18 protein-coding genes are annotated in these 22,025 nt (G+C 46.2%); 10 read left to right on the top strand and 8 right to left on the bottom strand.

What is annotated here, in order from left to right; translation table 11 throughout:
* Positions 1 to 133 precede the first annotated feature (133 nt).
* The gene (locus AACV78_RS10000) at positions 134 to 2,752 is read left to right on the top strand and encodes a M1 family metallopeptidase (protein WP_194009327.1); all 2,619 of its coding nucleotides are present in this window, start codon (positions 134 to 136) and stop codon (positions 2,750 to 2,752) included.
* Positions 2,753 to 3,029: 277 nt separating this feature from the next.
* Entirely contained in the window at positions 3,030 to 3,506 is a 477-nt protein-coding gene (locus AACV78_RS09995) for an NUDIX hydrolase (RefSeq protein ID WP_228042151.1), read from the top strand.
* A 345-nt stretch (positions 3,507 to 3,851) separates the two neighbouring features.
* Here AACV78_RS09995 and AACV78_RS09990 read toward each other — a convergent pair whose 3' ends face one another.
* The 5 genes from AACV78_RS09990 to AACV78_RS09970 all read right to left on the bottom strand — a co-directional run bounded on the left by AACV78_RS09990 (position 3,852) and on the right by AACV78_RS09970 (position 7,652).
* Positions 3,852 to 4,178, bottom strand: coding sequence for a rod-capping linker protein CpcD (locus AACV78_RS09990; protein ID WP_194009328.1), 327 nt, complete (start codon positions 4,176 to 4,178; stop codon positions 3,852 to 3,854).
* Positions 4,179 to 4,458: 280 nt separating this feature from the next.
* Complete coding sequence (locus tag AACV78_RS09985) at positions 4,459 to 5,328, bottom strand: phycobilisome rod-core linker polypeptide (RefSeq protein ID WP_194009329.1); 870 nt, start codon at positions 5,326 to 5,328, stop codon at positions 4,459 to 4,461.
* A 239-nt stretch (positions 5,329 to 5,567) separates the two neighbouring features.
* A complete protein-coding gene (locus AACV78_RS09980) occupies positions 5,568 to 6,383 on the bottom strand; it encodes a phycobilisome linker polypeptide (RefSeq protein ID WP_194009330.1) in 816 nt (271 codons plus the stop codon).
* A gap of 151 nt (positions 6,384 to 6,534) precedes the next feature.
* Entirely contained in the window at positions 6,535 to 7,023 is a 489-nt protein-coding gene (cpcA, locus tag AACV78_RS09975; protein ID WP_194009331.1) for a C-phycocyanin subunit alpha, read from the bottom strand.
* 110 nt (positions 7,024 to 7,133) lie between these two features.
* Positions 7,134 to 7,652 carry a C-phycocyanin subunit beta gene (locus AACV78_RS09970; RefSeq protein WP_193972088.1) on the bottom strand — a complete coding sequence of 173 codons (519 nt, stop codon included), beginning with the start codon at positions 7,650 to 7,652 and terminating at the stop codon, positions 7,134 to 7,136.
* A 1,223-nt stretch (positions 7,653 to 8,875) separates the two neighbouring features.
* Here AACV78_RS09970 and AACV78_RS09965 point away from each other — a divergent pair.
* The 4 genes from AACV78_RS09965 to AACV78_RS09950 all read left to right on the top strand — a co-directional run bounded on the left by AACV78_RS09965 (position 8,876) and on the right by AACV78_RS09950 (position 16,058).
* Positions 8,876 to 11,701: a cation-translocating P-type ATPase gene (locus tag AACV78_RS09965; RefSeq protein WP_194074284.1), complete on the top strand. Its 2,826-nt coding sequence runs from the start codon at positions 8,876 to 8,878 to the stop codon at positions 11,699 to 11,701.
* Between the two features lie 497 nt (positions 11,702 to 12,198).
* On the top strand, positions 12,199 to 13,431 hold the full coding sequence (locus AACV78_RS09960; protein WP_194009333.1) for a DNA replication/repair protein RecF: 1,233 nt from the start codon (positions 12,199 to 12,201) through the stop codon (positions 13,429 to 13,431).
* Positions 13,432 to 13,628: 197 nt separating this feature from the next.
* Positions 13,629 to 14,027: a photosystem II protein Psb27 gene (gene psb27, locus AACV78_RS09955; RefSeq protein ID WP_194009334.1), complete on the top strand. Its 399-nt coding sequence runs from the start codon at positions 13,629 to 13,631 to the stop codon at positions 14,025 to 14,027.
* A gap of 381 nt (positions 14,028 to 14,408) precedes the next feature.
* Entirely contained in the window at positions 14,409 to 16,058 is a 1,650-nt protein-coding gene (locus AACV78_RS09950; protein WP_194009335.1) for a glycoside hydrolase family protein, read from the top strand.
* Between the two features lie 35 nt (positions 16,059 to 16,093).
* Here the strand turns inward: AACV78_RS09950 and AACV78_RS09945 are convergent, their stop codons facing one another.
* A complete protein-coding gene (locus AACV78_RS09945) occupies positions 16,094 to 16,798 on the bottom strand; it encodes a Uma2 family endonuclease (protein ID WP_194009336.1) in 705 nt (234 codons plus the stop codon).
* A 101-nt stretch (positions 16,799 to 16,899) separates the two neighbouring features.
* Between AACV78_RS09945 and AACV78_RS09940 the strand changes: the two genes are divergently transcribed.
* The 3 genes from AACV78_RS09940 (at position 16,900) to AACV78_RS09930 (ending at position 19,868) form a co-directional block, all read left to right on the top strand.
* On the top strand, positions 16,900 to 17,796 hold the full coding sequence (locus AACV78_RS09940) for a polysaccharide deacetylase family protein (RefSeq protein ID WP_194009337.1): 897 nt from the start codon (positions 16,900 to 16,902) through the stop codon (positions 17,794 to 17,796).
* 41 nt (positions 17,797 to 17,837) lie between these two features.
* Positions 17,838 to 18,464 carry a restriction endonuclease subunit R gene (locus AACV78_RS09935; RefSeq protein ID WP_194009338.1) on the top strand — a complete coding sequence of 209 codons (627 nt, stop codon included), beginning with the start codon at positions 17,838 to 17,840 and terminating at the stop codon, positions 18,462 to 18,464.
* A 132-nt stretch (positions 18,465 to 18,596) separates the two neighbouring features.
* Positions 18,597 to 19,868, top strand: coding sequence for a bifunctional sterol desaturase/short chain dehydrogenase (locus tag AACV78_RS09930; protein WP_194009339.1), 1,272 nt, complete (start codon positions 18,597 to 18,599; stop codon positions 19,866 to 19,868).
* Between the two features lie 179 nt (positions 19,869 to 20,047).
* Here AACV78_RS09930 and AACV78_RS09925 read toward each other — a convergent pair whose 3' ends face one another.
* Positions 20,048 to 20,647: a VOC family protein gene (locus AACV78_RS09925; RefSeq protein WP_194009340.1), complete on the bottom strand. Its 600-nt coding sequence runs from the start codon at positions 20,645 to 20,647 to the stop codon at positions 20,048 to 20,050.
* Positions 20,648 to 20,869: 222 nt separating this feature from the next.
* On the opposite strand from AACV78_RS09925, the gene AACV78_RS09920 reads away from it, so the two are divergent.
* Positions 20,870 to 21,274 (top strand): gamma-glutamylcyclotransferase family protein, encoded by a 405-nt coding sequence (locus AACV78_RS09920; protein WP_194012627.1) that lies wholly within the window; start codon positions 20,870 to 20,872, stop codon positions 21,272 to 21,274.
* A 4-nt stretch (positions 21,275 to 21,278) separates the two neighbouring features.
* Here AACV78_RS09920 and AACV78_RS09915 read toward each other — a convergent pair whose 3' ends face one another.
* Positions 21,279 to 22,013, bottom strand: a complete 735-nt coding sequence (locus AACV78_RS09915; RefSeq protein WP_194012626.1) for a response regulator transcription factor — start codon at positions 22,011 to 22,013, stop codon at positions 21,279 to 21,281.
* Positions 22,014 to 22,025: the final 12 nt, after the last annotated feature.

Below are 22,025 nucleotides of genomic sequence, written 5' to 3'. Positions count from 1 at the left end.
CAAAGATCGCCCGAATTTTCAACAAGATTAGCGACAACAGCAACTAGGACGCGCTACCCTAGAATAAGCTGGCAGTTTAGCTTTCCTCGCTGCTGCCTGCGATCGCCTATCGACACACAACTCTGCCATCATAATGTCACACACTTACTTTGATTCTGAAAACGGTCACAAATCCTTCGAGATGCCCGGTGCCAGACCCCACTACAACCCCGATCGCCCCGGACAAGTAGAGCATATTTTCCTCGATTTAGTGCTGGATATTCCCAAACAAAGTTTTCGCGGCACTTGCAGCATCCGCATCAATCCAGTCCGCAGCGGTATTGACAAATTAACCTTAGATGCTGTCAACCTGAACATTAAATCAGTAAAAATCGGCGAAACCGAGCAAAATTTCGACAGCGACGGCGAAGTGCTACAAATTCAACTGCACGAACCAACAAAAGCATACGAACCAATTACAATCGCGATCGAATACTCGGTCGAAAAACCCCAGCGCGGTCTCTATTTTGTCGGGCCGGACAAACACTATCCCGACAAACCAACACAAGTTTGGACTCAAGGCGAAGACGAAGATTCCCGCTTCTGGTTTCCCTGTTTCGACTATCCCGGACAACTCGCAACTTCCGAAATTAGAGTGCAAGTTCCGAAACAACTTTTTGCAATCTCTAACGGCGAATTAATTAGCACAAAAAATGAGGGAGACGATAAGATTTATCACTGGTCGCAAACCCAGATCCACCCAACTTATTTAATGACCTTAGCCGTCGGAGATTTTGCCGAAATTAAAGACGAATGGAACGGCAAACCAGTTAATTATTACGTCGAAAAAGGCCGCGAAGCCGACGGTAAGCGCAGCATGGGCAAAACGCCCCAAATGATTGAGTTTTTCTCTAAAGCATTTGGCTATCCTTACCCTTTTCCTAAATATGCTCAAGTCTGCGTCGATGATTTCATCTTCGGCGGTATGGAAAATACTTCGACAACTTTGCTAACAGATAGATGCTTGCTAGACGAACGCGCTAGCCTCGACAATCGCGGTACAGAAAGCTTAGTTGCTCACGAATTAGCTCACCAATGGTTCGGCGATTTAGTAGTAATTAAACACTGGTCTCATGCTTGGATTAAGGAAGGTATGGCTTCCTATTCTGAGGTGCTGTGGACTGACAAAGAATACGGCAAAGAAGATGCGGCTTATTATATGTTAGGTGAAGCCCGCAATTATTTAGCTGAAGACAGTTTTCGTTACCGCCGCCCGATTGTCACTCACGTTTACCGCGAAGCGATCGAATTGTACGATCGCCATTTGTACGAAAAAGGCGCTTGCGTGTATCACATGATTCACGCCGAGTTAGGCGACGAACTATTTTACAAAGCAATTCACACTTTTGTGCGGGATAACGCTCACAAAACTGTAGAAACGATCGATTTGCTAAGGGCGATCGAAAAGGCGACAGGCCGCAATTTAATGTTTTTGTTCGATCAGTACGTTTATCGCGGCGGTCATCCAGATTACAAAGTTGCTTATTCCTGGGACGGCGACAGCAAATTAGCCAAAGTGACTGTCACACAAACTCAGATCAAAGATAGCAAAAAGGACAACGGTAATAGCAAAGATGTCTTTGACCTAAAAATTCCGATCGGCTTCGGTTATAAGCCAGAAAAAGATGCAGACGAGGGAAGTGCTGCTAATATAAAAACTTTCACGGTTCGAGTGCACGAACGCGAGCAAAGTTTTTATTTCCCCCTAGAAGAGAAGCCCGCTTTTATCAGTTTTGATGTCGGAAATAAATACTTAAAAACCGTTGTTTTAGAGTATGGAGTTGCCGAATTAAAAGCTCAGTTGCAGTTTGACCCTGACCCGGTTTCCCGGATTTATGCAGCCAAAGCTTTGGCGAAAAAGGGAGGACTGGAAGCTGTGAAAGCGCTGTCAGAAGTTCTCAAAAAAGATCGGTTTTGGGGTGTGCGGGCTGAAGTAGCCGGTCAGTTAGTTGAAATTAAACTCGACCAAGCTTTTGAAGGTTTAGCAAGTGGTTTGAAAGATAAAGATGCTAGGGTTCGCCGCGCTGTGGTGAATGCGCTGGGCCAAATCAAGACTCACGAAACTTATAAGGCGCTGAGGTCGATCGTCGAAAAAGGCGACGACAGCTATTATGTAGAAGCGGCCGCAGCTAGTGCTATGGGCTCGATCGCAGGGGCGAATCCCGACGAAAAACCGACGGACGAACAGGTACTCAAAGAGTTAAAATTGGTGCTGAAAGAGCGTCAGGGCTGGAATGAGGTTGTGCGATCGGGTGCTATTGCCGGTTTGGCGCAAATGAAAACTTCTGAAGATGCGCTGAATCTAATTTTGAAATATACAGCCGCCGGTACTCCGCAAGCTTTGCGTTTGGGTGCAATTCGTTCTTTGGGGACAATTTCAACGGGTCAAACTAAGCTTAATTTAGAACGAATTTTGCACCGATTGGCAGAATTATCTAAGGAGACGTTTTTCTTGACTCAAGTATCTGTAGTTGCGGCTTTAGGACAGATGGAAACTCGCAAAGCCATTCGGATTTTGCGTTCTTTAGCTGACCAAACTCCTGACGGCCGCGTCCGCCGCATGGCTGATGAAGCTGTGCAAAGAGTGCAGAAAAATGCTGGTTCCGATGCAGCGGTGAAGCAGTTGCGGGAGGAATTAGACCAAGTGAAGAAGGAGAATCAAGATTTGAGGAGTCGGATGGAAAATCTGGAGGCTAAGGTGAAGAAAGATTAGAGGGAAAACCGCATAGGGGCGCGGATAGAGGCCGATTTGGGCGATCGGCTTTTATCTGCGCGCGAGTATTACAATATTATTTTCTAGCTGGAGTGCATCTACATTTGCTAGTTTTAACAGAGGGAAAGCAAAATATGTCTGTTCTCCAATATCTGCCACACTCTTCCTGGTAGCTAGCAGAGCGGACTTATGCACGGGCGGTCAGAAACTGGGTTTTTTTACGAAAAGACGCGCTGTCTCCCGGATATTCGGTAAAACACGCGGTTTCTTTAGTCCTATGCGTCAGTCCTATATTAATCTAGTTGCAGCAGCTTTTGCACCCACAACTATTGCCAAAATTATGAGTATAACCGCTTTATTGGTAGAGCAATCGGGAGTAATTCCCTACCGCATTCAAGACGGAAAAATTGAAGTCATGCTGATTACTTCTTCCACCGGTAAGCGCTGGGTAATTCCCAAAGGGTTAATTGAACCTGATATGACTCCGCAAGATTCTGCAGCGAAGGAAGCTTGGGAAGAAGCAGGTTTGTTGGGTAAAGTGTTGCCGGATTTGTTGGGAACTTACAAATATCAAAAGTCCGGCCATACTTGTCATGTAGAAGTATTCTTGCTACCAGTGCAAACTATTCTGGAAAATTGGCCGGAAGCTAGCAAGAGAAAGCGGCAGTGGGTAAGTATTCCGAAAGCAATTAAGCGGGTGAATGAACCGGAACTCAAACTGATTCTTGCAGATTTACCGAATCAGTTCTGGTGATTGACATATATTAAGCCTTTCTGAGAAAGATGAGGTACTATGCGGTATAGGGCATCGGGCATCGGGCATCGGGCATACCTCAGCACGCTTGAGAACTGCTATATATTAAATCGGCGTTAAAAACCCCTCGATCAAAGTCGGCGATTGAAAGAGACTTTTGGCGAATTCGCGGGGGTTTTACCTCTCACTTCTGGAGGGCAGAATTTCCGTTCGTTATTGGCAGTTAACTAGGTATGCGATCGATTAGACATTTAGTCCCTCACCACTAAAAATAGTGGTGAGGGAGGGGTAAAACACTTTTGAAATACGCAAGCAGTCTCTTTCTATCGTCCTTTTCAATCGCTCTTAATTATCATCTGAGGATGATTCATGGGAGGATTCATCTGAGGATGATTCATGGGACGATTCTGCAGACGATGATTCATGGGACGATTCTGCGATCGCACTTAGCGGCTGAATGCTTACAATCTTCCCGCCCATGCGAGTAATCCGCTGCATTTCTTGATTCATCCGATTGTACGGCACGGTGATAAATGTACTCGCGCTCGATCGAATCGAATAATCAATATTTTCCGTATCATCGCTTTGGCGCAAGCCCACAACTTCGTACCGAAAACAGCGACCTGCGGAAGCTGTATTGCCACTTTTTCCAGCTACAATTTGACCGAACATAAGCTTCTTGGTAATTGGTAATTCTGACTGTTGACTGTTGACTGTTAGCTGTTAGCTGTTGACTGTTGACTGTTAGCTGCTGACTGTTAGCTGCTGACTGTTAGCTGTTAGCTGTTGACTGTTAGCTGTTGACTGTTAGCTGTTGACTAATAACAACTAACAACTAACAACTAACAACTAACAACTAACAACTAAGAGGGCGGGCACGGGGGCACCGCCCCTACCAACTAACAACTAACAACTGCCAACTGGCAACTGCCAACTGGCAACTGCCAACTGACTAAATTGGAGTAATGCTGGCAATTTTCGCGCCCATGCGTTGAAATTTCTGCATTTGCGAGGACAAATCATCAACAGGTACGATAAACGCTTTGCTGCTGCGGCGCACGCTGGGATAGCCGCCCGTGCGAATTCCCGAAACTTCCACGCGGAAAAGCCGCCCTTCTTTGCCGTAAGCTGCGCCGCCGCCGAAACCGGTGCTGGGAGTTACGTTTCTGGCAGAAGGCCGATATGCCCAACCTTCGTTACCGCCAGAAGGCCCAACTACTGCTGTAGCGCTGTTAGTACCGAGTTCAACTGCTAAGCGAGAGTTATTGCCTTCTAGTTGAGATGTATCGCTGTTTGCGTAGCCGCGATACAGGCGGAACATCCGGGTAAAACCAACGGTTTTTTGCCCGCGCTGCGTGTTAAAGCCGCGGTAGTAGGGGACGATATTTTCGCCGAAGTTTTCTTGATACTCTACTGAATCAATGTAAGAATCGATATCAGCATCGTAGCCTTGTGTTTGGTACAAATCTAAGTGGTAAACTACTTCAGATTCGTCGTAGGGAGCGCGACCGAGCAAGTGTTTGTAGTTTAGTTCGATCGTCCTAGTTTGAAAGCTGCTGTATAAAAACTTGGTTTTGTACAGTTCCGATTTTGCCACTGCGCGCACAAATTCTCGCACTGATAAACTGCCGTCTCGCAGGAGAGATTCAGCACTTTTGAGGCGCTCGGATTTCATCAAATAATCGTTGCCCAGCACCTGACGGTAAACGGCGCGAATTACTATTTCCAGGTCGTCTTTGGTGTAGTTAGGGCGCAATTCTACCTTCGGCACATCGCTCAATGCGGATGTTCCCAGCCTGGATGCTGCTGTCGTAATAGCCACCAGATTTTCTCCTAAATTAATAACAAAAATTCAAAGCTTCGTTGCACTTGAGATTGTTAGGACTAAGCCTAATATGTGTATTGGTAGGATGCACAGTAAGTTGGGCTGGTTTTGCCACAATCAACTGCCGGTTGGCATATATTTTGGATAAACCCATCCCTACAAGTATGATTTGTCCTACCTATTTACTTAGTCCTAAGTTGTTTTTTGACGCTTGCAAAAAAACGTCTTTACAAACTTTAAGCTGTGGTAATACTTACCACTTTGCCGCCACGTTTGTTGATTTGTTGCAAGCGGCTCGAAAGCTGTTCGTAAGGTACGAGATATTCGGTAGTAGTCCGCCGCACTTGGGGCGAAAACTTAGCCGCACCTTGTATTGCGGTGACTCGATAGAGTTTACCGCGATCGCCCCCGGCCGCGCCAGCTAGAGATTGTCCGCTAGAGGCTGTGTATATCGGCGATGCCGTATTTCTGGCGACTTCCCAAGTTAACCGCGCTTGGGTTTGGTTTTGCGAGCGATCGCTATTTGCGTAGCCGCGATACAGTTGAAACATCCGGTTAAAACCGACGGTTTTTTGATTTCTTTGAGTCGCAAAACCGCGATAGTAAGGCACTATACTTTCGCCAAAATTTTCTTGATATTCAACGGAGTCAATATAAGAATTGATTTCAGCTTCGTAGCCTTCGGCATTGTACAAATCAACGTGGAAAGCAATTTCCGACTCGTCGTAGGGAGCGCGGCCCAACAAATGTTTGTAGTTTAGTTCGATCAACCGCGTTTGCGAGTTCGGGTAGAAAAACTTTTTCCGATAAATTTCGGACTGAGCAATTGACCGTACAAAATCTTTAACTGAAATCTGTCCTTGCATCAGCAGAGATTCAGCGCTGGTAACTCGCTCGCTGGACATTAAATACTCGTTGCCGAAAACTTGCCTGTAAGCTGCGCGAATTACTGCTTTCGCATCATCTTGCGTCCAGTGGGGGCGAAGTTCTACCTGTCCCGCTTCTTCAAATGCTTTTATTCCCAATCTTTCGGCTGCACCTAATCCCGCCATCTTTAGCTTCTCCCTTTTTTGGTTTAAAAACTGAAAACTTCTTAAAAAAAAGTATTTGGAAAACTAGGCTAAGATCGCAGATGCCCGGAATCGTAAACAACCGCTAACAATCTAGCTAACAGCAGCTTACAATTCCGGGCATCACGCAAATCTAGCTCAGGGCGTTGATTGCGTAGTCGAGGTAGGAATTAGCTTCCACTGCGGGGTCGCCGCTCAGGCCGTGGTTGCCTTTGATGTACTTGAGAGCTTCAACGTACCAGCTAGGGGACAATTCAAATGTCCGGTTGATTTCGTCGATGCCTGCAATCAGGTACTCATCCATTGGGCCTGTGCCGCCTGCAACTAAGCAGTAGGTCACCATCCGCAGGTAGTAGCCGATGTCGCGAGCGCACTTGGCTTTACCGGTTGGGGTAGAAGCGTAGTTAGGGCCTTGCATTTGTTGGGTGTACGGGAATTTGTTGTACACTGCTTGGGCTGCACCGTCGATCAAGCGCTGAGAGTTGGATGTCAGAGCTTTGGCTGCTTCTAAGCTGGCGGATGCTTGGCGGAAACGACCGAAAGCTGTTTGGATTTCGGTGCTGCTCAAGAAACGACCTTGAGAATCTGCTGCTGTGACTGCTTCAGTCAATGGGGTCTTCATAGTGTTGCTTTCTCCCTAGTGTTTGCGGTTTTTTCTACTAATGCGATTTGTAAAAGCCCGATCGATATATCGAATCGTTGCTTTACAGATTGGGTTGCAATGGCTGGGGTTTAGCCTACTGCGGAAGCGGCGCGATCGAAGTAGCTGCCGACTTCAGACATCAGGGAGTTGCAATCTCCACGAGTTACACCGTTTGGATCGTTAGCGATCGCCAAAGCGGCTTCTTTCATTTTTTGAACGCCAGTTGCTACGGAAGCGCCGGGAGTTCCCAATGCCAAGTAGGTTTCGCGAAGGCCGTTCAAGCAACGGTCATCGAGGACGCTGGCGTCGCCTGCGAAAATCGCGTAGGTGACATAGCGCAAGATGATTTCCATGTCGCGCAAGCAAGCTGCCATGCGGCGGCTGGTGTAAGCGTTGCCGCCGGGAGCGATCAACTGAGGCTGCTCAGCAAACAAAGAGCGAGCTGCATTAGCAACAATGCTGGAAGCGTTGCTGGTGATGCGGTTGACTGTATCCATGCGCTTGTTGCTTTCTGCAACCATTTGGCTCAGGGCATCAAGTTGGCCTGTGGCCAAAAATTCGCCGCGAGCGTCTGCTTGGGAAACCACTTTTGTAAATGCGTCAAACATGAAAGAACTCTCCTACTTGAGTTAATTGAGTTTGGTTGCGGTATAAAACCGTTAAGTTAAATTTGTTCAGGCCGTTAAACCTGGAAGGGTTGAAGGTTGACGCCGGCTACTGTGCCGATCGGCTTCTTCTCTCCTTTTCCGCTACCTGTACTATTGTGACATTACAGCGGACATTTAAGAAACCTTAGAAAATTTTACACCTTTTATGAGATGCGACAAACCTTGTTAATCAGTGTTTTTGTTAACTTGCGTCTGTCGTTTCAACCTTCTTATGACATTTATACAATGCTCTCTGGCATTTGTTTATTACAAATTATTACAGCAGCTTATCCCTCTGAGAAGGTAAATTGATGTTGAGCAACTTCGGGGTAATCTCCCTCCTAAGATAGATGCGAATTTACATACACAGCTACTGAGTTGGTTCAATTGCCCTGGTTTTTACCGTGGGACAGCACAAAATTGTCCCGCATCCCGATCGCCATTGTGCGCTTTGCCCCGAAAAAGCCGATTATTAAGAAAAGTTAAGAAAATTAAAGTTTTGCGAAAACAAGGCGGGGGAATAGGGAAAAAAGCCAAAAAAGTGCCCAATCCAAGATCCACTCACAATTGGGTGGTTGACATACTCCCCGCCATAGAAAGGACGGAGATTCTTGACGGTTCATCGCAACCTGAGCGACTGTTGTCGTCTTAGTGTCGCTCCCCGTCCGTTTCAAGTCTCCCTAGGCCCGATCGCGACTACAAAAATCAAATTTTTTGATTGTTGCAGTTATTTAGATCGCAAGTTTTGGGAAAGCCGTAGAACGACGGGGCTTTAAACCCAATTTTTTGGTAAGGTAGATGAGTGCTATCAGCGTTGACATACTCCCCGCCGTAGAAAGGAGGGGGATTCTTGACGGTTCATCGCAACCTGAGCGACCATTGTCGTCTTACTGTCGCTCCCCGTCCGTTTCAAGTCTCCCCATGCCCGATGGCGACTACAATCAAATTATTTGATTGTTGAAGTTATTAGAGCACAAGTTTTGGGAAAGCCGTCGTAGAACGACGGGGCTTTAAACCCAATTTTTGGGTAAATATACCAACAGATCGAGAGAGCCTGAGATAGACCAGAGATAGAGAAGTGTCTAGCTTCCTGCTTCTTATCTCGAACCAATACCTATGCAGTATCGATCGGCTGTAACTGTCCGGCCGCAACCACCTTTATGCCCCACGCTCGATCGTAATTTATGTCTTCTTTAAATTCTCCCTCTTCTTGGCACACCGTAGCAATTGACAAAACCCTCCAGCAGCTAAGCAGCAACAAAGACGCTGGCTTGAGCAGCCAACAGGTGTCAGAACGCTTGCAGCAATACGGCCCCAACGAACTCGAAGAAACAGGAGGCCGCAGTCCGTGGTCGATTTTTGTCGATCAGTTCACCAACATCATGTTGTTGATGCTGATGGGTGTGGCCGTGGTTTCTGGATTCTTAGACATCAAGTCGGATAATTTTCCCAAAGATGCGATCGCCATTTTTGCGATCGTCATACTCAACGGCATTCTCGGCTATTTCCAAGAACAAAGTGCTGAAAAAGCCCTCGCAGCCCTCAAAAACCTCGCTTCCCCCCTAGTCAGAGTCCTGCGGAACGGCAAAACTTTGGAAATAGCAGCCAAAGAACTCGTACCCGGAGACGTGATGCTGTTAGAGGCTGGGGTAAAAATAGCAGCAGATGGCAGGTTGATCGAAACATCAAATCTGCAAGTCAGAGAATCTGCTTTGACGGGAGAAGCAATGGCAGTTACCAAGCAAGCTGAGCTAGAACTTCCCGAAGATGCTTCCTTGGGCGATCGGCTAAACCTAATTTTTCAGGGCACAGAAGTTGTTCAGGGGCGCGCCAAGGCGATCGTCACCAACACCGGAATGCAGACTGAACTGGGCAAAATTGCCGCCATGCTTCAGTCAGTAGAAAGCGAACCAACTCCCCTGCAACAGCGGATGGGACAGTTGGGAAATGTTCTAGTCTCCGGCGCCCTAGCCTTAGTCGTAGTTGTCGTCATCGGCGGCATGATGACCTTCAACAACGGCGGCATCGGGTTAGATACCAGCAGATTTGAAGATTTGTTAGAAGTTTCTCTCAGCATGGCTGTGGCTGTAGTTCCCGAAGGACTCGCAGCAGTCGTGACAGTTACTTTGGCGCTCGGAACTAGGCGGATGGTGAAGCGAAACGCCCTGATTCGCAAACTTCCTGCTGTAGAAACTTTGGGTTCAGTGACTACCATTTGTTCCGACAAAACAGGTACTCTGACTCAAAATAAAATGGTCGTTCAGCGAGTCTCTACGGGCGACTGTACGATCGGCATCGGAGGATCCGGCTATGCCCCGATCGGAGATTTTACCGATCGCCATACCTCGACCCAAATTAATAATTTAGAAGAATATCCAGAACTCGAATCTTTATTAATTGCCTGTGCCGTTTGCAACGACGCAGTATTGCAGCACGAAGAGCAAGAATGGAAGATTTTGGGCGACCCCACAGAAGGATCTCTGCTGTCTTTAGCGGGAAAAGCAGGCATTTATAAGGAAAAACAGTGTCAATTGCTGCAGCGCACGGCCGAATTTCCTTTTTCTTCCGAACGCAAGCGGATGAGCGTGATTTGCCAAGTACCTGGCCGATCGGGACATTCAGGATTTCCAGCAGAAAACGGACAGCAGCAGAATTATTTGATGTTTACCAAAGGTTCTCCAGAGTTGACTTTGGAGCGCTGTAAAGGCATCATAATCGGCGATCGAGTACAACCTTTAAATCAGGAAATGCGCGATCGCATCCTCGCCGAAAACAACAACATGGCAAGCGATGGTTTGCGAGTCCTCGGATTTGCCTACAAAATTTGGGAAAACCTGCCGCCCCAAGATTCTGACGCAACCAGCGAACAAGAAATGATTTGGCTGGGACTCGTCAGTATGCTAGACGCCCCGCGCCCGGAAGTGCGCGAGGCTGTGGCGAAGTGCCGCGATGCAGGGATTCGGGTGGTGATGATTACAGGAGACCACCAGTTGACAGCAAAGGCAATTGCTAGTGATTTAGGTATTGCACAAAAGGGCGATCGAGTTCTCACCGGTCAAGAATTAGAAAAGCTCAGCCAAGAAGAACTCAAACAGCAAGTCGAACAGGTTAGCGTTTACGCCCGCGTTTCCCCCGAACACAAATTGCGAATAGTCCAAGCTTTGCAAAGTTGGGGCAAATTTGTCGCCATGACAGGCGACGGCGTTAACGACGCACCCGCATTGAAACAAGCCGATATCGGCATCGCAATGGGAATTACCGGCACCGATGTCAGCAAAGAAGCTAGCGATATGGTGCTGCTAGACGACAACTTCGCCACTATTGTCGCCGCCGCTGAAGAAGGGCGAGTTGTTTATACCAACATTCGCCGCTTTATTAAGTACATTTTGGGTAGCAACATCGGCGAAGTTTTGACAATTGCGGCCGCACCATTAATTGGTTTGGGAGGAGTACCGCTGACCCCGCTGCAAATTTTGTGGATGAACTTAGTCACAGACGGCGTTCCCGCTTTAGCTTTGGCCGTGGAACCGGCCGAACCGAACGTGATGAACAAGCCTCCTTTCAGTCCACGAGAAAGTATTTTTGCGCGAGGTTTGGGTTCTTACATAATTCGGATCGGGATTATTTTTGCAATTTTGACGATCGCCATGATGAAATGGGCTTATGACTATACTCACGCTCCCGGACACGGCAATCCAGAGGCTTGGAAAACAATGGTATTTACAACTCTTTGTTTGGCGCAAATGGGTCACGCGATCGCCATTCGCTCTAACACTAGACTAACTATCGAGTTAAATCCCTTCACTAATATCTTTGTTTGGGGAGCTGTAATTGTTACTACTGCTTTGCAATTAATGCTGATTTACGTTCCACCGCTGAGAGAATTTTTCGGGACTCACTATTTATCGCCCTTTGAATTGATGGTTTGCTTCGGTTTCAGCGCCCTAATGTTTGTCTGGATTGAAATGGAAAAACTGTTCGTGCGCTTTTACAACAAAACTCGTAAATAGTGTTATATCAATTCCGGTTGCACCGTCAGGTGATTGTTAACTGTTGACTGTTAACTGTTGACTGTTAACTGTTAACTGTTGACTGTTGACTCGATTTTATTATTCAGAGGCAACCGGAAACGATATTAACCGCTAACGGATGATGGTTGATGTTTCATTGTTCGTTAGACGGCTATAATTTCGCGCTATTCTCAACATCCGCCAGATATCCGGCAGGGGTTAAAAACCGCGGCATCAAAGCAAAAGTCCTCGCTATAATGACTGAAAAAACTATGTTTTACAAATAAAAAGAAAAATAAAGAGTTTTCTGGCAGGGTGATTATCAACAGTCAACAGCTAACAGCTAACAGTCAACAGTCAGTAGGGGCGGTGCCCCCGTGCCCGCCCTCTTAACAGTCAACAGTCAACAGTCAACAGTCAACAGTCAACAGCTAACAGTCAACAGCTAACAGTCAACAGTCAACAGTCAACAGTCAACAGTCAGCAGTCATTATATTATGTATTTGAAAACGCTGCACCTACGGCAGTTTCGGAACTACTTCGATCAAAAGGTAACGTTTGACGCTCCCAAAACCATTTTATTAGGAAATAACGCTCAAGGAAAATCTAACTTGTTAGAAGCTGTAGAGTTGCTTTCCACCTTAAAAAGCCACAGAGTATCGCGCGATCGCGATTTAATCCTCGACTCCAAGCCGATCGCCCAAATTGATGCTACGCTAGAACGTCAAACCGGAGCGATCGACCTATCTTTAACACTCCGCTCGGGAGCGCGCCGCAGCCTGAAGCTCAACGGCGAACCGCTGCGCCGCCATTTAGACTTTTTGAGCGTCTTAAATGTAGTACAATTTTCCTGTTTGGATTTGGATTTAGTGCGCGGCGGGCCCGAAGGAAGGCGCAATTGGATTGATCGGCTAGTCATCCAATTAGAGCCGATTTACGCTCACATTTTGCAGCAGTACAACCAAATTTTGCGCCAGCGCAACGCTCTGTTAAAACGTTCTAAAGCAATCAGACAAGCCGAATTTTCCGAAAATTTTGACAAAAACCGATTTCTGCAACTCGAAAATCCCGAACCGGAAAATATTCAATACTCGCCAATTCCCAACTCCCAATCCCCCATTCCCACTTCAGAATTAGCCTTGTGGGATGCACAGTTGGCGACAGCGGGCGCTCGCGTGATCCGCAGGCGCGATCGAATTTTGGAGCGTTTGATGCCATTAGCTCGCAATTGGCACCGTTCAATTAGCGGTTCAGCAGAAGTTTTAGATGTGAAATACGATGCTAATATTGAAGTAAGCTCGGAATTAATTGGTAAAGACAATCTCGAAGGAGTGCGGCAAGCATTTTTAGATAAAATTCAAAGAAGGGCGATCGCAGAACAGTTTCAAGGAACCACATTAGTCGGCCCCCACCGCGACGACATTATATTTACAATTAACAATACCCCAGCTCGTCAATACGCATCCCAAGGCCAGCAGCGAACTCTCGTATTAGCATTAAAATTAGCCGAATTGCAGCTTATTGAAGAAGTCGTAGGCGAAGCACCTTTACTATTGCTAGACGACGTACTTGCAGAACTCGATTTAAACCGCCAAAATCAACTTTTAGAAACAATTCAAGAACGATTTCAAACTCTAATTACGACGACTCACTTAGGCGCTTTCGACAGTCAGTGGCTGCGACAAACCCAAATTCTCTCCGTTGCTTCTGGACAAATCAATCGATTTTAGATTTGAGATTGATTGACGGATTGATTTCAAATTGGAGATTCATAAATCAATCCCTGTGAGATTGACAAATTTTACTTTTCATGGTATTACTGCAATAAATAATAAAAATTTGACATTATTTGACATTATTAGCTCAATTCGAGATACGATAAAGGTTAAATTTGATTGCCGCTTTCACTTCCTTTTTTCTAACCCTTATGAAGCATTACATTTCCCGTCTGTTAGCCCTCGTATTAGTTGTTGTCATCGGTGTAGCTGGCTGTACCAATGTTCCCGCCACTCTGAGTGGAGACTACAGCAAAGACACATTAGCATTAGTCAGCAGCTTAAGAACAGCGCTCACTTTACCAGAGGGCACACCGGAAAAAGCAGCCGCTCAAGCTGGTGCTCGCACAAGTATCAACGATTTTTCTGCTGCATACCGCCGCGATCCCGCTCTTGCTAAGCTGACATCTTTCACGACAATGCGGACGGCCTTAAACTCTTTAGCAGGACATTATAGTTCCTATCCAAATCGTCCAGTTCCTGAAAAGTTGAAAAATCGTCTAGAGATTGAATTTCAGCAAGTAGAATCTGCTCTCAAGAGAGGGGCTTAATTTCAAAATTTAAGGATAAAAGATCGATTTTAATAATTCATCTTTCATCCTTAACATTTGAGTGTTAACAATTTTTAGTAAAAATATCAACTGTTTTTAGCGCCGACTTTACCCAGGCGTTTTTTTTGCTGGATTTAGCCGTAGGATGCGTCGCGATAGACAACCCATAAATAAGGATCGACAATCTCACAAATTTTTACCTGTGCTTGCAGGGTTGAAGTCAGTCGATTTTTGAGAAATGCTATAAGTAGGGTGCTTGTACCCGTTTTTGGGCGGAGTTAACGAGAAAAAAAGTAGAAAATTTGTAGATGTGCGTCTGGGCGATCGCAAATCCAGCGATCGCCAGCCAATTTAAACTAGAAAACCCGATTCAACTATCCCATGAAAATTGCACCAACTCGCATCGCGAACTTTCAACACCAGCGACGCTTTTTAAGTGCGGTAACTGCTGTTTTAACAACTAGCTTCATCAGCCAACTTGTGTGGCCATTTATCGAAAATAAAGCAGCCTTGGCCGAAACATTAGCCTATTGTCAATTATCCAAAGAAGACGTAAATCAAAAAGAAGACTTGCGCCGCGCCGCCCTGTCAGGAAAATCAGAATCCCAGCAAGCATATTTTGCCGTTTTGAACAAACACGCGCGGGAAATAGCACAATGCCGCCAAAAAACTTGGCCTCAAACCCAAGCAGTTTGGCTGCGTTTGTATCCCTGCGATGTCAGGCCAGGAGAAGTCGATCGAGTATTAGACAATATTGTCAATAAAGGCTACAATGAAGTCTATATCGAAGCATTTTACGACGGTCAAGTGCTGCTTCCAGTAGCAGACAATCCGACTGTTTGGCCTTCGGTTTTGAGAAATCCCGGCTACGAAAAATACGATTTGCTGGAAAAGGCGATCGCCAAAGGCAAACAGCGAGGTTTAAAAGTATACACCTGGTTGTTTACCATGAACTTTGGCTACACCTATTCTCAGCGTCCAGACAGACAGCAAAACCTCGCATTAAACGGCAAAAACCAGACAAGTTTAACAATAATTAAAGACGCAACAATTAACGACGACTTCGGAGAAGTTCCGGGTAATCAAGCCTTTATCGACCCCTACAGTACGCAAGCGAGGCAAGACTATACTTTATTAGTAAATCAAATAGTCAAGCGCCGACCGCAAGGAATGTTATTCGACTACATTCGCTATCTACGGGGCTTCGGGCCTGCTTCAGTTGCTACCAAAGTTCAAGACTTGTGGATTTACGGCCCCGCATCGCAGCAAATGCTTTTACAGCGGGCTAACAATCAGCAAGGGCGAGATTTAATTCAGCGATATTTGACTAAAGGATTTATCAATACTAATGACGTTCAAGCAGTAGTCAAACAATATCCGAATGAGCGAGAACCTCTGTGGCAGGGGCGAATTCCGCAAGCTGTACCAGTAGCAACTCCCGCTTCTCGAAGACAGAATGACGCATCAAAAGTAGCTTCACAAACTCCCGCCACAAAATCGCCAAATACTGCAACTCCTACACCAAAACCGACACCAAAACCGCCGCTTCCCGACACGGGCATTCTACAAAAAGACCTCTGGCAACTGAGCGTTGCTCACGCAGTCCAAGGAATTTTAGATTTTTTTGGGGTGGCAACTCGGCCTGCTCAAAGCCTGGGAATTCCTGTAGGAGCGGTATTTTTTCCTGATGCAAATAAAAAAATAAATCAAGGGGGATATGATTCAAGATTGCAACCTTGGGACAGCTTTCCGGCTTCTGTAGAATTCCATGCGATGTCTTACGGAAATTGCGGGAATGTAAGCTGTATTGTGCCGCAGGTGGAGCGGGTAGTGAGTTTAGCGCCTCCGGGAGCAAAGATTATTCCTGCCATTGCCGGAGATTGGGGAAAATCTGTGAAAAATCGGCCGTCTTTGGAGATTCAAATGCAGGCAATTCGATCGGCAACGCCGCAAATTAATGCGGTGAGTCATTTTTCTTGGGGTTGGCAAGAACCGGAGGATGAAAGGGCACGGCAGACTTGTCGCTTTTAGCGTAATTATTTATAGCGACGGCGCGAATTGCGTCTCTACAAAACGGGATTTTGGCTGGTGGCTAACTGTTGGACAAATTCTTGATGTGCGTCACTGTTTAATCCGGCTTGAAGAGTTGAAATCGCACTTGGCATATCCCCATCTATAAGTGCTGAGACTGCCAGCCACAACCCCGGAAAAACTCGGCTGCGGATAATTTCTTCAGCATCGGGGAGTAGAGAAATATATTCTTCTTCCTGCAAGGAAAACCAATCTATCCGGCGATTCATGACTTGCCAAACCAGATATTCTTTGACTCCATTGCGGCGGTAAACTCGTTTTTTGTCCCGCAGATCGATCGTAGCGGTACTTGCAGAAATTTCGGCAACAAATTCGGGTGCACCTTCAATATAGCCATCATCGCTAAGGCAAGTTTGGCCGCCTCGTTGGGCATCAATTAGCAGTACAGCATCGGGTTGAGGTTCGTTATCCACATCGAGACGCACGGTGGGATTATCGCCCAAACGCACGCCCGGGGTGGCAATTTTGTAAGTCCACAGCCAGCCCATTAAATCGGCATGGGGCTCGGCGTGGGGTTCAAAGCGTAAGGGTGAAGCCATATAAACAATTCCTTCAATCAATTCTGCTTTTTTGAGTGCGGGCATGGCTGTATAGCGCCGCTCGAATTCTGCGCGGCTAAGCAAATCGCCATTTTCCAGAGGGGGAATCGTGATGCGGCTAAGATTTGCCGGAGCAATCATGGCTTTTCTCCTGTGATGATGCGTTGCTATCTTGGATTTTATCTAATTTTAGACAAAGTTGTAAGCTATCGTTATATCGTTAACAGCAAATAGTACAGTTAATGAATACCAAGTTTACTAAAAAATTAGCGATTAAAAGTATTATACTGATTGGAACGATCGCCCTAATTTTACTACTTTCAGAAAACCCACAAACTGGTAATTCCAATTCCCTCGCCCAAATCCCCCCTTTTGACAATTTCCCGCCCAATCTCCTGAAACCGCCAAAACCGCAAATACAGCCTTCTCCCGCCACAACTCCGACTCCGAAACCCGCCGAACAACCTTTGGTATTCGCACCGCCGACTCAATTTCGCAGCCAAATTGTTTATAAAGCAAGTATCAGCAACTCCAAAGTTATCGCCCTGACATTTGACGATGGGCCAAGTGCGGAAACTTTGAAAATATTAGCAGTTTTGCAGAAACATAATGTGGTAGCTACATTTTTTTGTTTGGGTGCAAATTTGCGAGAAAATCCAGAAATTGCGAAGCAAGTCGTAAAAGCCGGAAATGCGATCGGCAATCACACATGGCATCACTTGTATCACAATGTGACTGAGAAAACAGCATCGGATGAAATTGATAATACTGGGGTGCACATTTATCGATCGAGTGGGGCAAAAAGTTTGTTGTTTCGTCCTCCCGGCGGCCGTTTAAATAACGGTTTTGCAGATTATGCCAAAAAGAAAAATTACGTAGTTGTCATGTGGTCGATCGACCCTAAAGACTTTTTGCAACCTCCGGCTGCTGCTATAACCCGCACTGTGCTGTCTCAAGCGACATCGGGGGCGATCGTATTGTTGCACGACGGCGGGGGCGATCGCCAGCAAACAGTCGAGGCCGTGTCGGCAATTATTCCCAAACTCAAACAGCAGGGATACAGTTTTGTCACCATACCGCAATTGCTGCAAATGCAAGCAGCCCAAAAACAGCCAAATGGCGATCGGAAACCCAAGTAAATTTGAGATCATATTCTACTCTGACTTCATACCATTAATTTATGGTACAAAAACTTCAAGAAAGACACATCAACCTCCGCTATTTAATCGACAACTTCGGATTGCAGCGAGTTCGCAAAGCTGATTTTTTCCCAGAATGGCAAGAAAATTTGCCCGAAGTAACTGATTTCGAGAAACAATTGCTCGATCGCGTTCAAGACATATACTTCAACTTGGTAGACTCCCCGCCTGTATTGGAAAATGCAGTCAAACTCACGATAGTCAGCCCTATTTTGTTTATTGCCGGTCTGTTTGAGTCTCCTTTTCAAGTCAAAGCCGAAAAATCGAGATTCATTCAAGAGGAAGACGAAGGCAGAATCATCGAAGGCAGAATAGATATCCTAATCATGAAAGCAAACTTGTGGGTGACAGTAATTGAATCCAAACAACTTTCGTTTTCAACTGACGAAGCACTTGCCCAACTCCTGACATATATGCTGGCAGATCCCAATCCCCAAACTCCTACTTTTGGGATGATTTCTACAGGTGCTAACTTCTCTTTTGTGAAATTAGTCAGAGGGGAAACTCCCCACTATGCCCGATCGGCTGAATTTGTTATTTCCAATCCCGGCAATGAATTGTACCGCGTTTTGCAGATTTTAAAACGCCTGAGTCAACTGCCAGACTAGCAATAAAAGCAATTTTAAGCTTGCTTTTAAAACAGACAATATCTAATATCATGTCCGCCGATAACGACCGCGACCGAACCTTTTTTATGACCGGATATGATATAATATCTTAAATTTATAACTTCTGCGAGTATGGTAAATTACTGGATAGTCGGCGCTGTAGCAATAGCTTCTGTGTTTTGGGCAGAAATTGTCCGAGACTTTTATCACGTCGCGTCTCATTATGTGCCGCCTTTGCAAAAGCTGCACAATTGGCATCACCGCGTTTTCCGCCCGAATTTGACTGCTGTCAGCGAGACAATTTACAAGCAAGCACACTGGCGTCACGATGTGCCAGAAGCTGCGGCGATGATGGTTTTGGGCTTGTTGCTGTGGCTTTTAGCTTATTTTGTGATGCCGGCATATCACTGGGGCGCAGCAGCCGGTTGTATTTATACTTTAGGCTTTTTGTTGAGCGCGATCGCCCGCGCGTGTGGCATTAAAGGTGCAGACGAATTAACCGACATCACCCACCAACCAGGAGAATTCCAGACTACCCCCGGCAACTGGTTCGTTAATAAACCTTATCATTGGCGGCATCACTTCGACAATCAAAATGCTTACTATTGCGGTACTTTCACCTTAATAGATAAACTTATGGGAACAGCACTTTCTCTTAAAGGCAAAACTGTAGCCGTCACCGGTGCATCGGGAACTTTAGGGCGTTTGCTTCTCAAACACCTGCACAAAGCTGGTGCAAAAGTTATCGCCCTATCCTCTGGAAACGAGCAAATTACTTTGAATGTAGGCGGCGAGATTTTGCCTGTAAAAACTGTAATTTGGCACGCTGGCGCAGAGGCAGATTTAGCTCAATTGTTAGAAAAAATCGATATTCTCGTGATCAATCACGGGATTAACGTACAGGGAGAAAGAACCGGAGAGGCGATCGCAAATTCATACGAAATTAACACTTTTTCGGCGTGGCGGCTGATGGAAATCTTTTTCTTAACAGTGCGAACCAATGAAAATATCGCTTGCAAAGAAGTCTGGATCAATACTTCCGAAGCAGAAGTGATTCCCGCTGTCAGCCCGCTGTACGAACTCAGCAAACGCGCCTTGGGAGATTTAGTCACTTTGCGGAGGCTGGACGCGCCCTGCATCGTTCGCAAATTGATTTTAGGGCCGTTTAAAAGCAATCTAAACCCGATCGGCATTATGTCTCCCGACTGGGTAGCGCAGCAAATTGTCAAACAAGCTAAAGCCGATGTCCGCAATATCATTGTCACAATAAATCCTTTAACTTTGATCGTTTTCCCAGTTAAAGAATTTTTTGTTTCTTTGTATTTCCAAATCTTCAGTCGCAAGGCGGTTGCAGAGATCAAAGCAGCCTCGGAAAAATCCAGCGTTGAAGCCAAGATTAATTGAGAAACTAGAAATCCTGAATACCGGGCGGTTGGAAACCGCGGCGACACAGACACTCACGCGCCTCCGCGGGTTAAAGACAGGCAGTTAAAATTACGTTATTTTCTTCAGTCCGCGGAGGCGGACATCGTTTGTATAGCTGCGGTTTCAACCGCCGACTCTCTTTCTGAGAAAGGCTATATCTAATTACTAACCTCGGCCATTTCAATCACGCGGCCGTCATAATCCTTGACCAAAAAATTCAGCGGCTTTTCCCGACGAATTTTATAACTAATGCCGCGAGTTTGTACTCTCATCAATAGCTGATCCAAACAATCGCGATCGAAACAAACATGACGTTCGCGATTTTTTTCCCCTACACTGGCCCCGCTAATAATGTGCAGTTGAGTATTTTTCATCAACTGATACCACAAACCTTCGGGACTCCCCATCGTTTGAGAGCTCGTTCCCCTGCCGACATTCGGCGACAAATACAGGGGGTCGATACCAGTGGTTCCCAAGGTTTGCTCGTAATTGTAGTAGTAATGCAGCGGCACTTCTGCTACGGGCAGGTTTAGCATACCTTCATAAAACTCCCTCGCTTGTCCGAGATCCGATACCATCACCGTGTGTACCTTCGGAGCACTGGTGAGAAACATCCACATCGCCCCCGCATAGGCCGCCAGCAGCATCACCATAATCCCTTGAGTGGAAAACAAGCTGTCGAGGGGCAGGTCTGGCAAAAAAGAGCTCACGTACAAGGGCTGAAGTCCAAAAGCAATAAAACTAACTGTTAGAGTCATGAATTATAAGAGAGGGTAAACAACGAAATTTATCAAGATTGCCGTCGCGATCGCCCGCGAGACTTAAACTATTAGCATTAGCCATCTATAGCAATCCTAAATCATTTGTGAATTTCTTACTCCCTCCCCTTGGCAAGGGGAGGGTTGGGGTGGGGTAAAAAGTTTACGACTCCTGCAAGGATTGCTATATGTTAGCAAAAACTAGCGGTTAGGCCCTACCCGATGAAAGTCTTTGTCTACGGTACTCTCAAACCGGGGGAGTGCAACTACCGGCGCTACTGCGAGGGAAAGGTTGTGGATGCTTGTCCGGCGATCGCCCGCGGTCAACTTTTTGCGCTGCCGGTCGGCTATCCTGCGATGGTGGCCGGAGAAGGCACCGTCTGCGGTTTTCTCCTTTGTTTCGCCAATGCGGCCATTTTAGACGATTTAGACCGCCTAGAAGACTACAATCCGCTGCGAGAACCGACGGAAAACGAATATCAGCGACAGGAAATCGAAATCTGCGATCGACAATTCAAACCTCTAGGCACGGCTTGGGCTTACTGCATGCTACCCGATCGCGTCCGTGCTCTAGGAGGCATCTGGCTGCCCGATGGGACGTGGGAAAATAGGTTTTTCACAAAATAAGGCGTTAATGCCGATGAGCTGAGGAAATTGCCATTGCCGTGGGCGAAGGCGGCTCGAACCTGTAACCGTAACCCCGAATAGTTTTAATAAACTGCGATCCTGTAGCATCAACTTCAATCATTTTCTTGCGAATCTGACCGATATGTACGCTAACAATTTTCTCTTCTTCTGTGCTGTTGCAGTTCCAACCCCAGATTTTTTCGATTAGCTGTTGGCGACTCCAAGATTTACCGGGATGACTTGCCAAAAAATGCAATATCTTAAATTCCAAGGCTGTTAACGTGATAATTTTGTCGTTTAGTGTTGCTTCTCGGCGCACTGAATCGATCGCGAATTGATCGAATACCATACGAGATGGAGTAACACACCTCATCCGTGTCAACACAACTTGGATCCGCATTGCTAATTCAGCCAGACCAAATGGTTTGCAGATATAATCATCAGCACCGGCGGACAGGGCTTGAATTTTATCAGCTTCGTCTGTGCGGCTGCTTAGCATGACCACAAAAACATTAGTACGGCGCTGCATTTCCTGGCCAAGATGATAGCCCGTAGTATCCGGCAAATTCCAATCTAGAACTACTAGCATTGGCTTGAATTCCTCAAACAATGCTAAAGCAGTCTCGCCATCTGCTGCCGAATCTACTTGATATTTCTGATTTAAAAAACGATGAACTAGATTGCGAATGGGTGGGTCATCATCCACAACGAGAATCTTGAGAGCAGTATTAGTAGTCATCACCCAAAAAAA

Source organism: Tychonema sp. LEGE 07196, assembly GCF_963890365.1.
In the GTDB taxonomy this organism is placed as follows: domain Bacteria; phylum Cyanobacteriota; class Cyanobacteriia; order Cyanobacteriales; family Microcoleaceae; genus Microcoleus.
This window is presented reverse-complemented; position numbering and strand designations above follow the sequence as displayed.

Excerpts from the sequence above, each read along its gene's own strand:
- AACV78_RS10000 (WP_194009327.1), top strand. The coding sequence starts at position 134 with ATGTCACACACTTACTTTGATTCTGAAAACGGTCACAAATCCTTCGAG.
- AACV78_RS09995 (WP_228042151.1), top strand. The coding sequence starts at position 3,030 with ATGCGTCAGTCCTATATTAATCTAGTTGCAGCAGCTTTTGCACCCACA.
- AACV78_RS09990 (WP_194009328.1), bottom strand. The coding sequence starts at position 4,178 with ATGTTCGGTCAAATTGTAGCTGGAAAAAGTGGCAATACAGCTTCCGCA.
- AACV78_RS09980 (WP_194009330.1), bottom strand. The coding sequence starts at position 6,383 with ATGGCGGGATTAGGTGCAGCCGAAAGATTGGGAATAAAAGCATTTGAA.
- cpcA (WP_194009331.1), bottom strand. The coding sequence starts at position 7,023 with ATGAAGACCCCATTGACTGAAGCAGTCACAGCAGCAGATTCTCAAGGT.
- AACV78_RS09970 (WP_193972088.1), bottom strand. The coding sequence starts at position 7,652 with ATGTTTGACGCATTTACAAAAGTGGTTTCCCAAGCAGACGCTCGCGGC.
- AACV78_RS09965 (WP_194074284.1), top strand. The coding sequence starts at position 8,876 with ATGTCTTCTTTAAATTCTCCCTCTTCTTGGCACACCGTAGCAATTGAC.
- AACV78_RS09960 (WP_194009333.1), top strand. The coding sequence starts at position 12,199 with ATGTATTTGAAAACGCTGCACCTACGGCAGTTTCGGAACTACTTCGAT.
- psb27 (WP_194009334.1), top strand. The coding sequence starts at position 13,629 with ATGAAGCATTACATTTCCCGTCTGTTAGCCCTCGTATTAGTTGTTGTC.
- AACV78_RS09950 (WP_194009335.1), top strand. The coding sequence starts at position 14,409 with ATGAAAATTGCACCAACTCGCATCGCGAACTTTCAACACCAGCGACGC.
- AACV78_RS09945 (WP_194009336.1), bottom strand. The coding sequence starts at position 16,798 with ATGATTGCTCCGGCAAATCTTAGCCGCATCACGATTCCCCCTCTGGAA.
- AACV78_RS09940 (WP_194009337.1), top strand. The coding sequence starts at position 16,900 with ATGAATACCAAGTTTACTAAAAAATTAGCGATTAAAAGTATTATACTG.
- AACV78_RS09935 (WP_194009338.1), top strand. The coding sequence starts at position 17,838 with ATGGTACAAAAACTTCAAGAAAGACACATCAACCTCCGCTATTTAATC.
- AACV78_RS09930 (WP_194009339.1), top strand. The coding sequence starts at position 18,597 with ATGGTAAATTACTGGATAGTCGGCGCTGTAGCAATAGCTTCTGTGTTT.
- AACV78_RS09925 (WP_194009340.1), bottom strand. The coding sequence starts at position 20,647 with ATGACTCTAACAGTTAGTTTTATTGCTTTTGGACTTCAGCCCTTGTAC.
- AACV78_RS09920 (WP_194012627.1), top strand. The coding sequence starts at position 20,870 with ATGAAAGTCTTTGTCTACGGTACTCTCAAACCGGGGGAGTGCAACTAC.
- AACV78_RS09915 (WP_194012626.1), bottom strand. The coding sequence starts at position 22,013 with ATGACTACTAATACTGCTCTCAAGATTCTCGTTGTGGATGATGACCCA.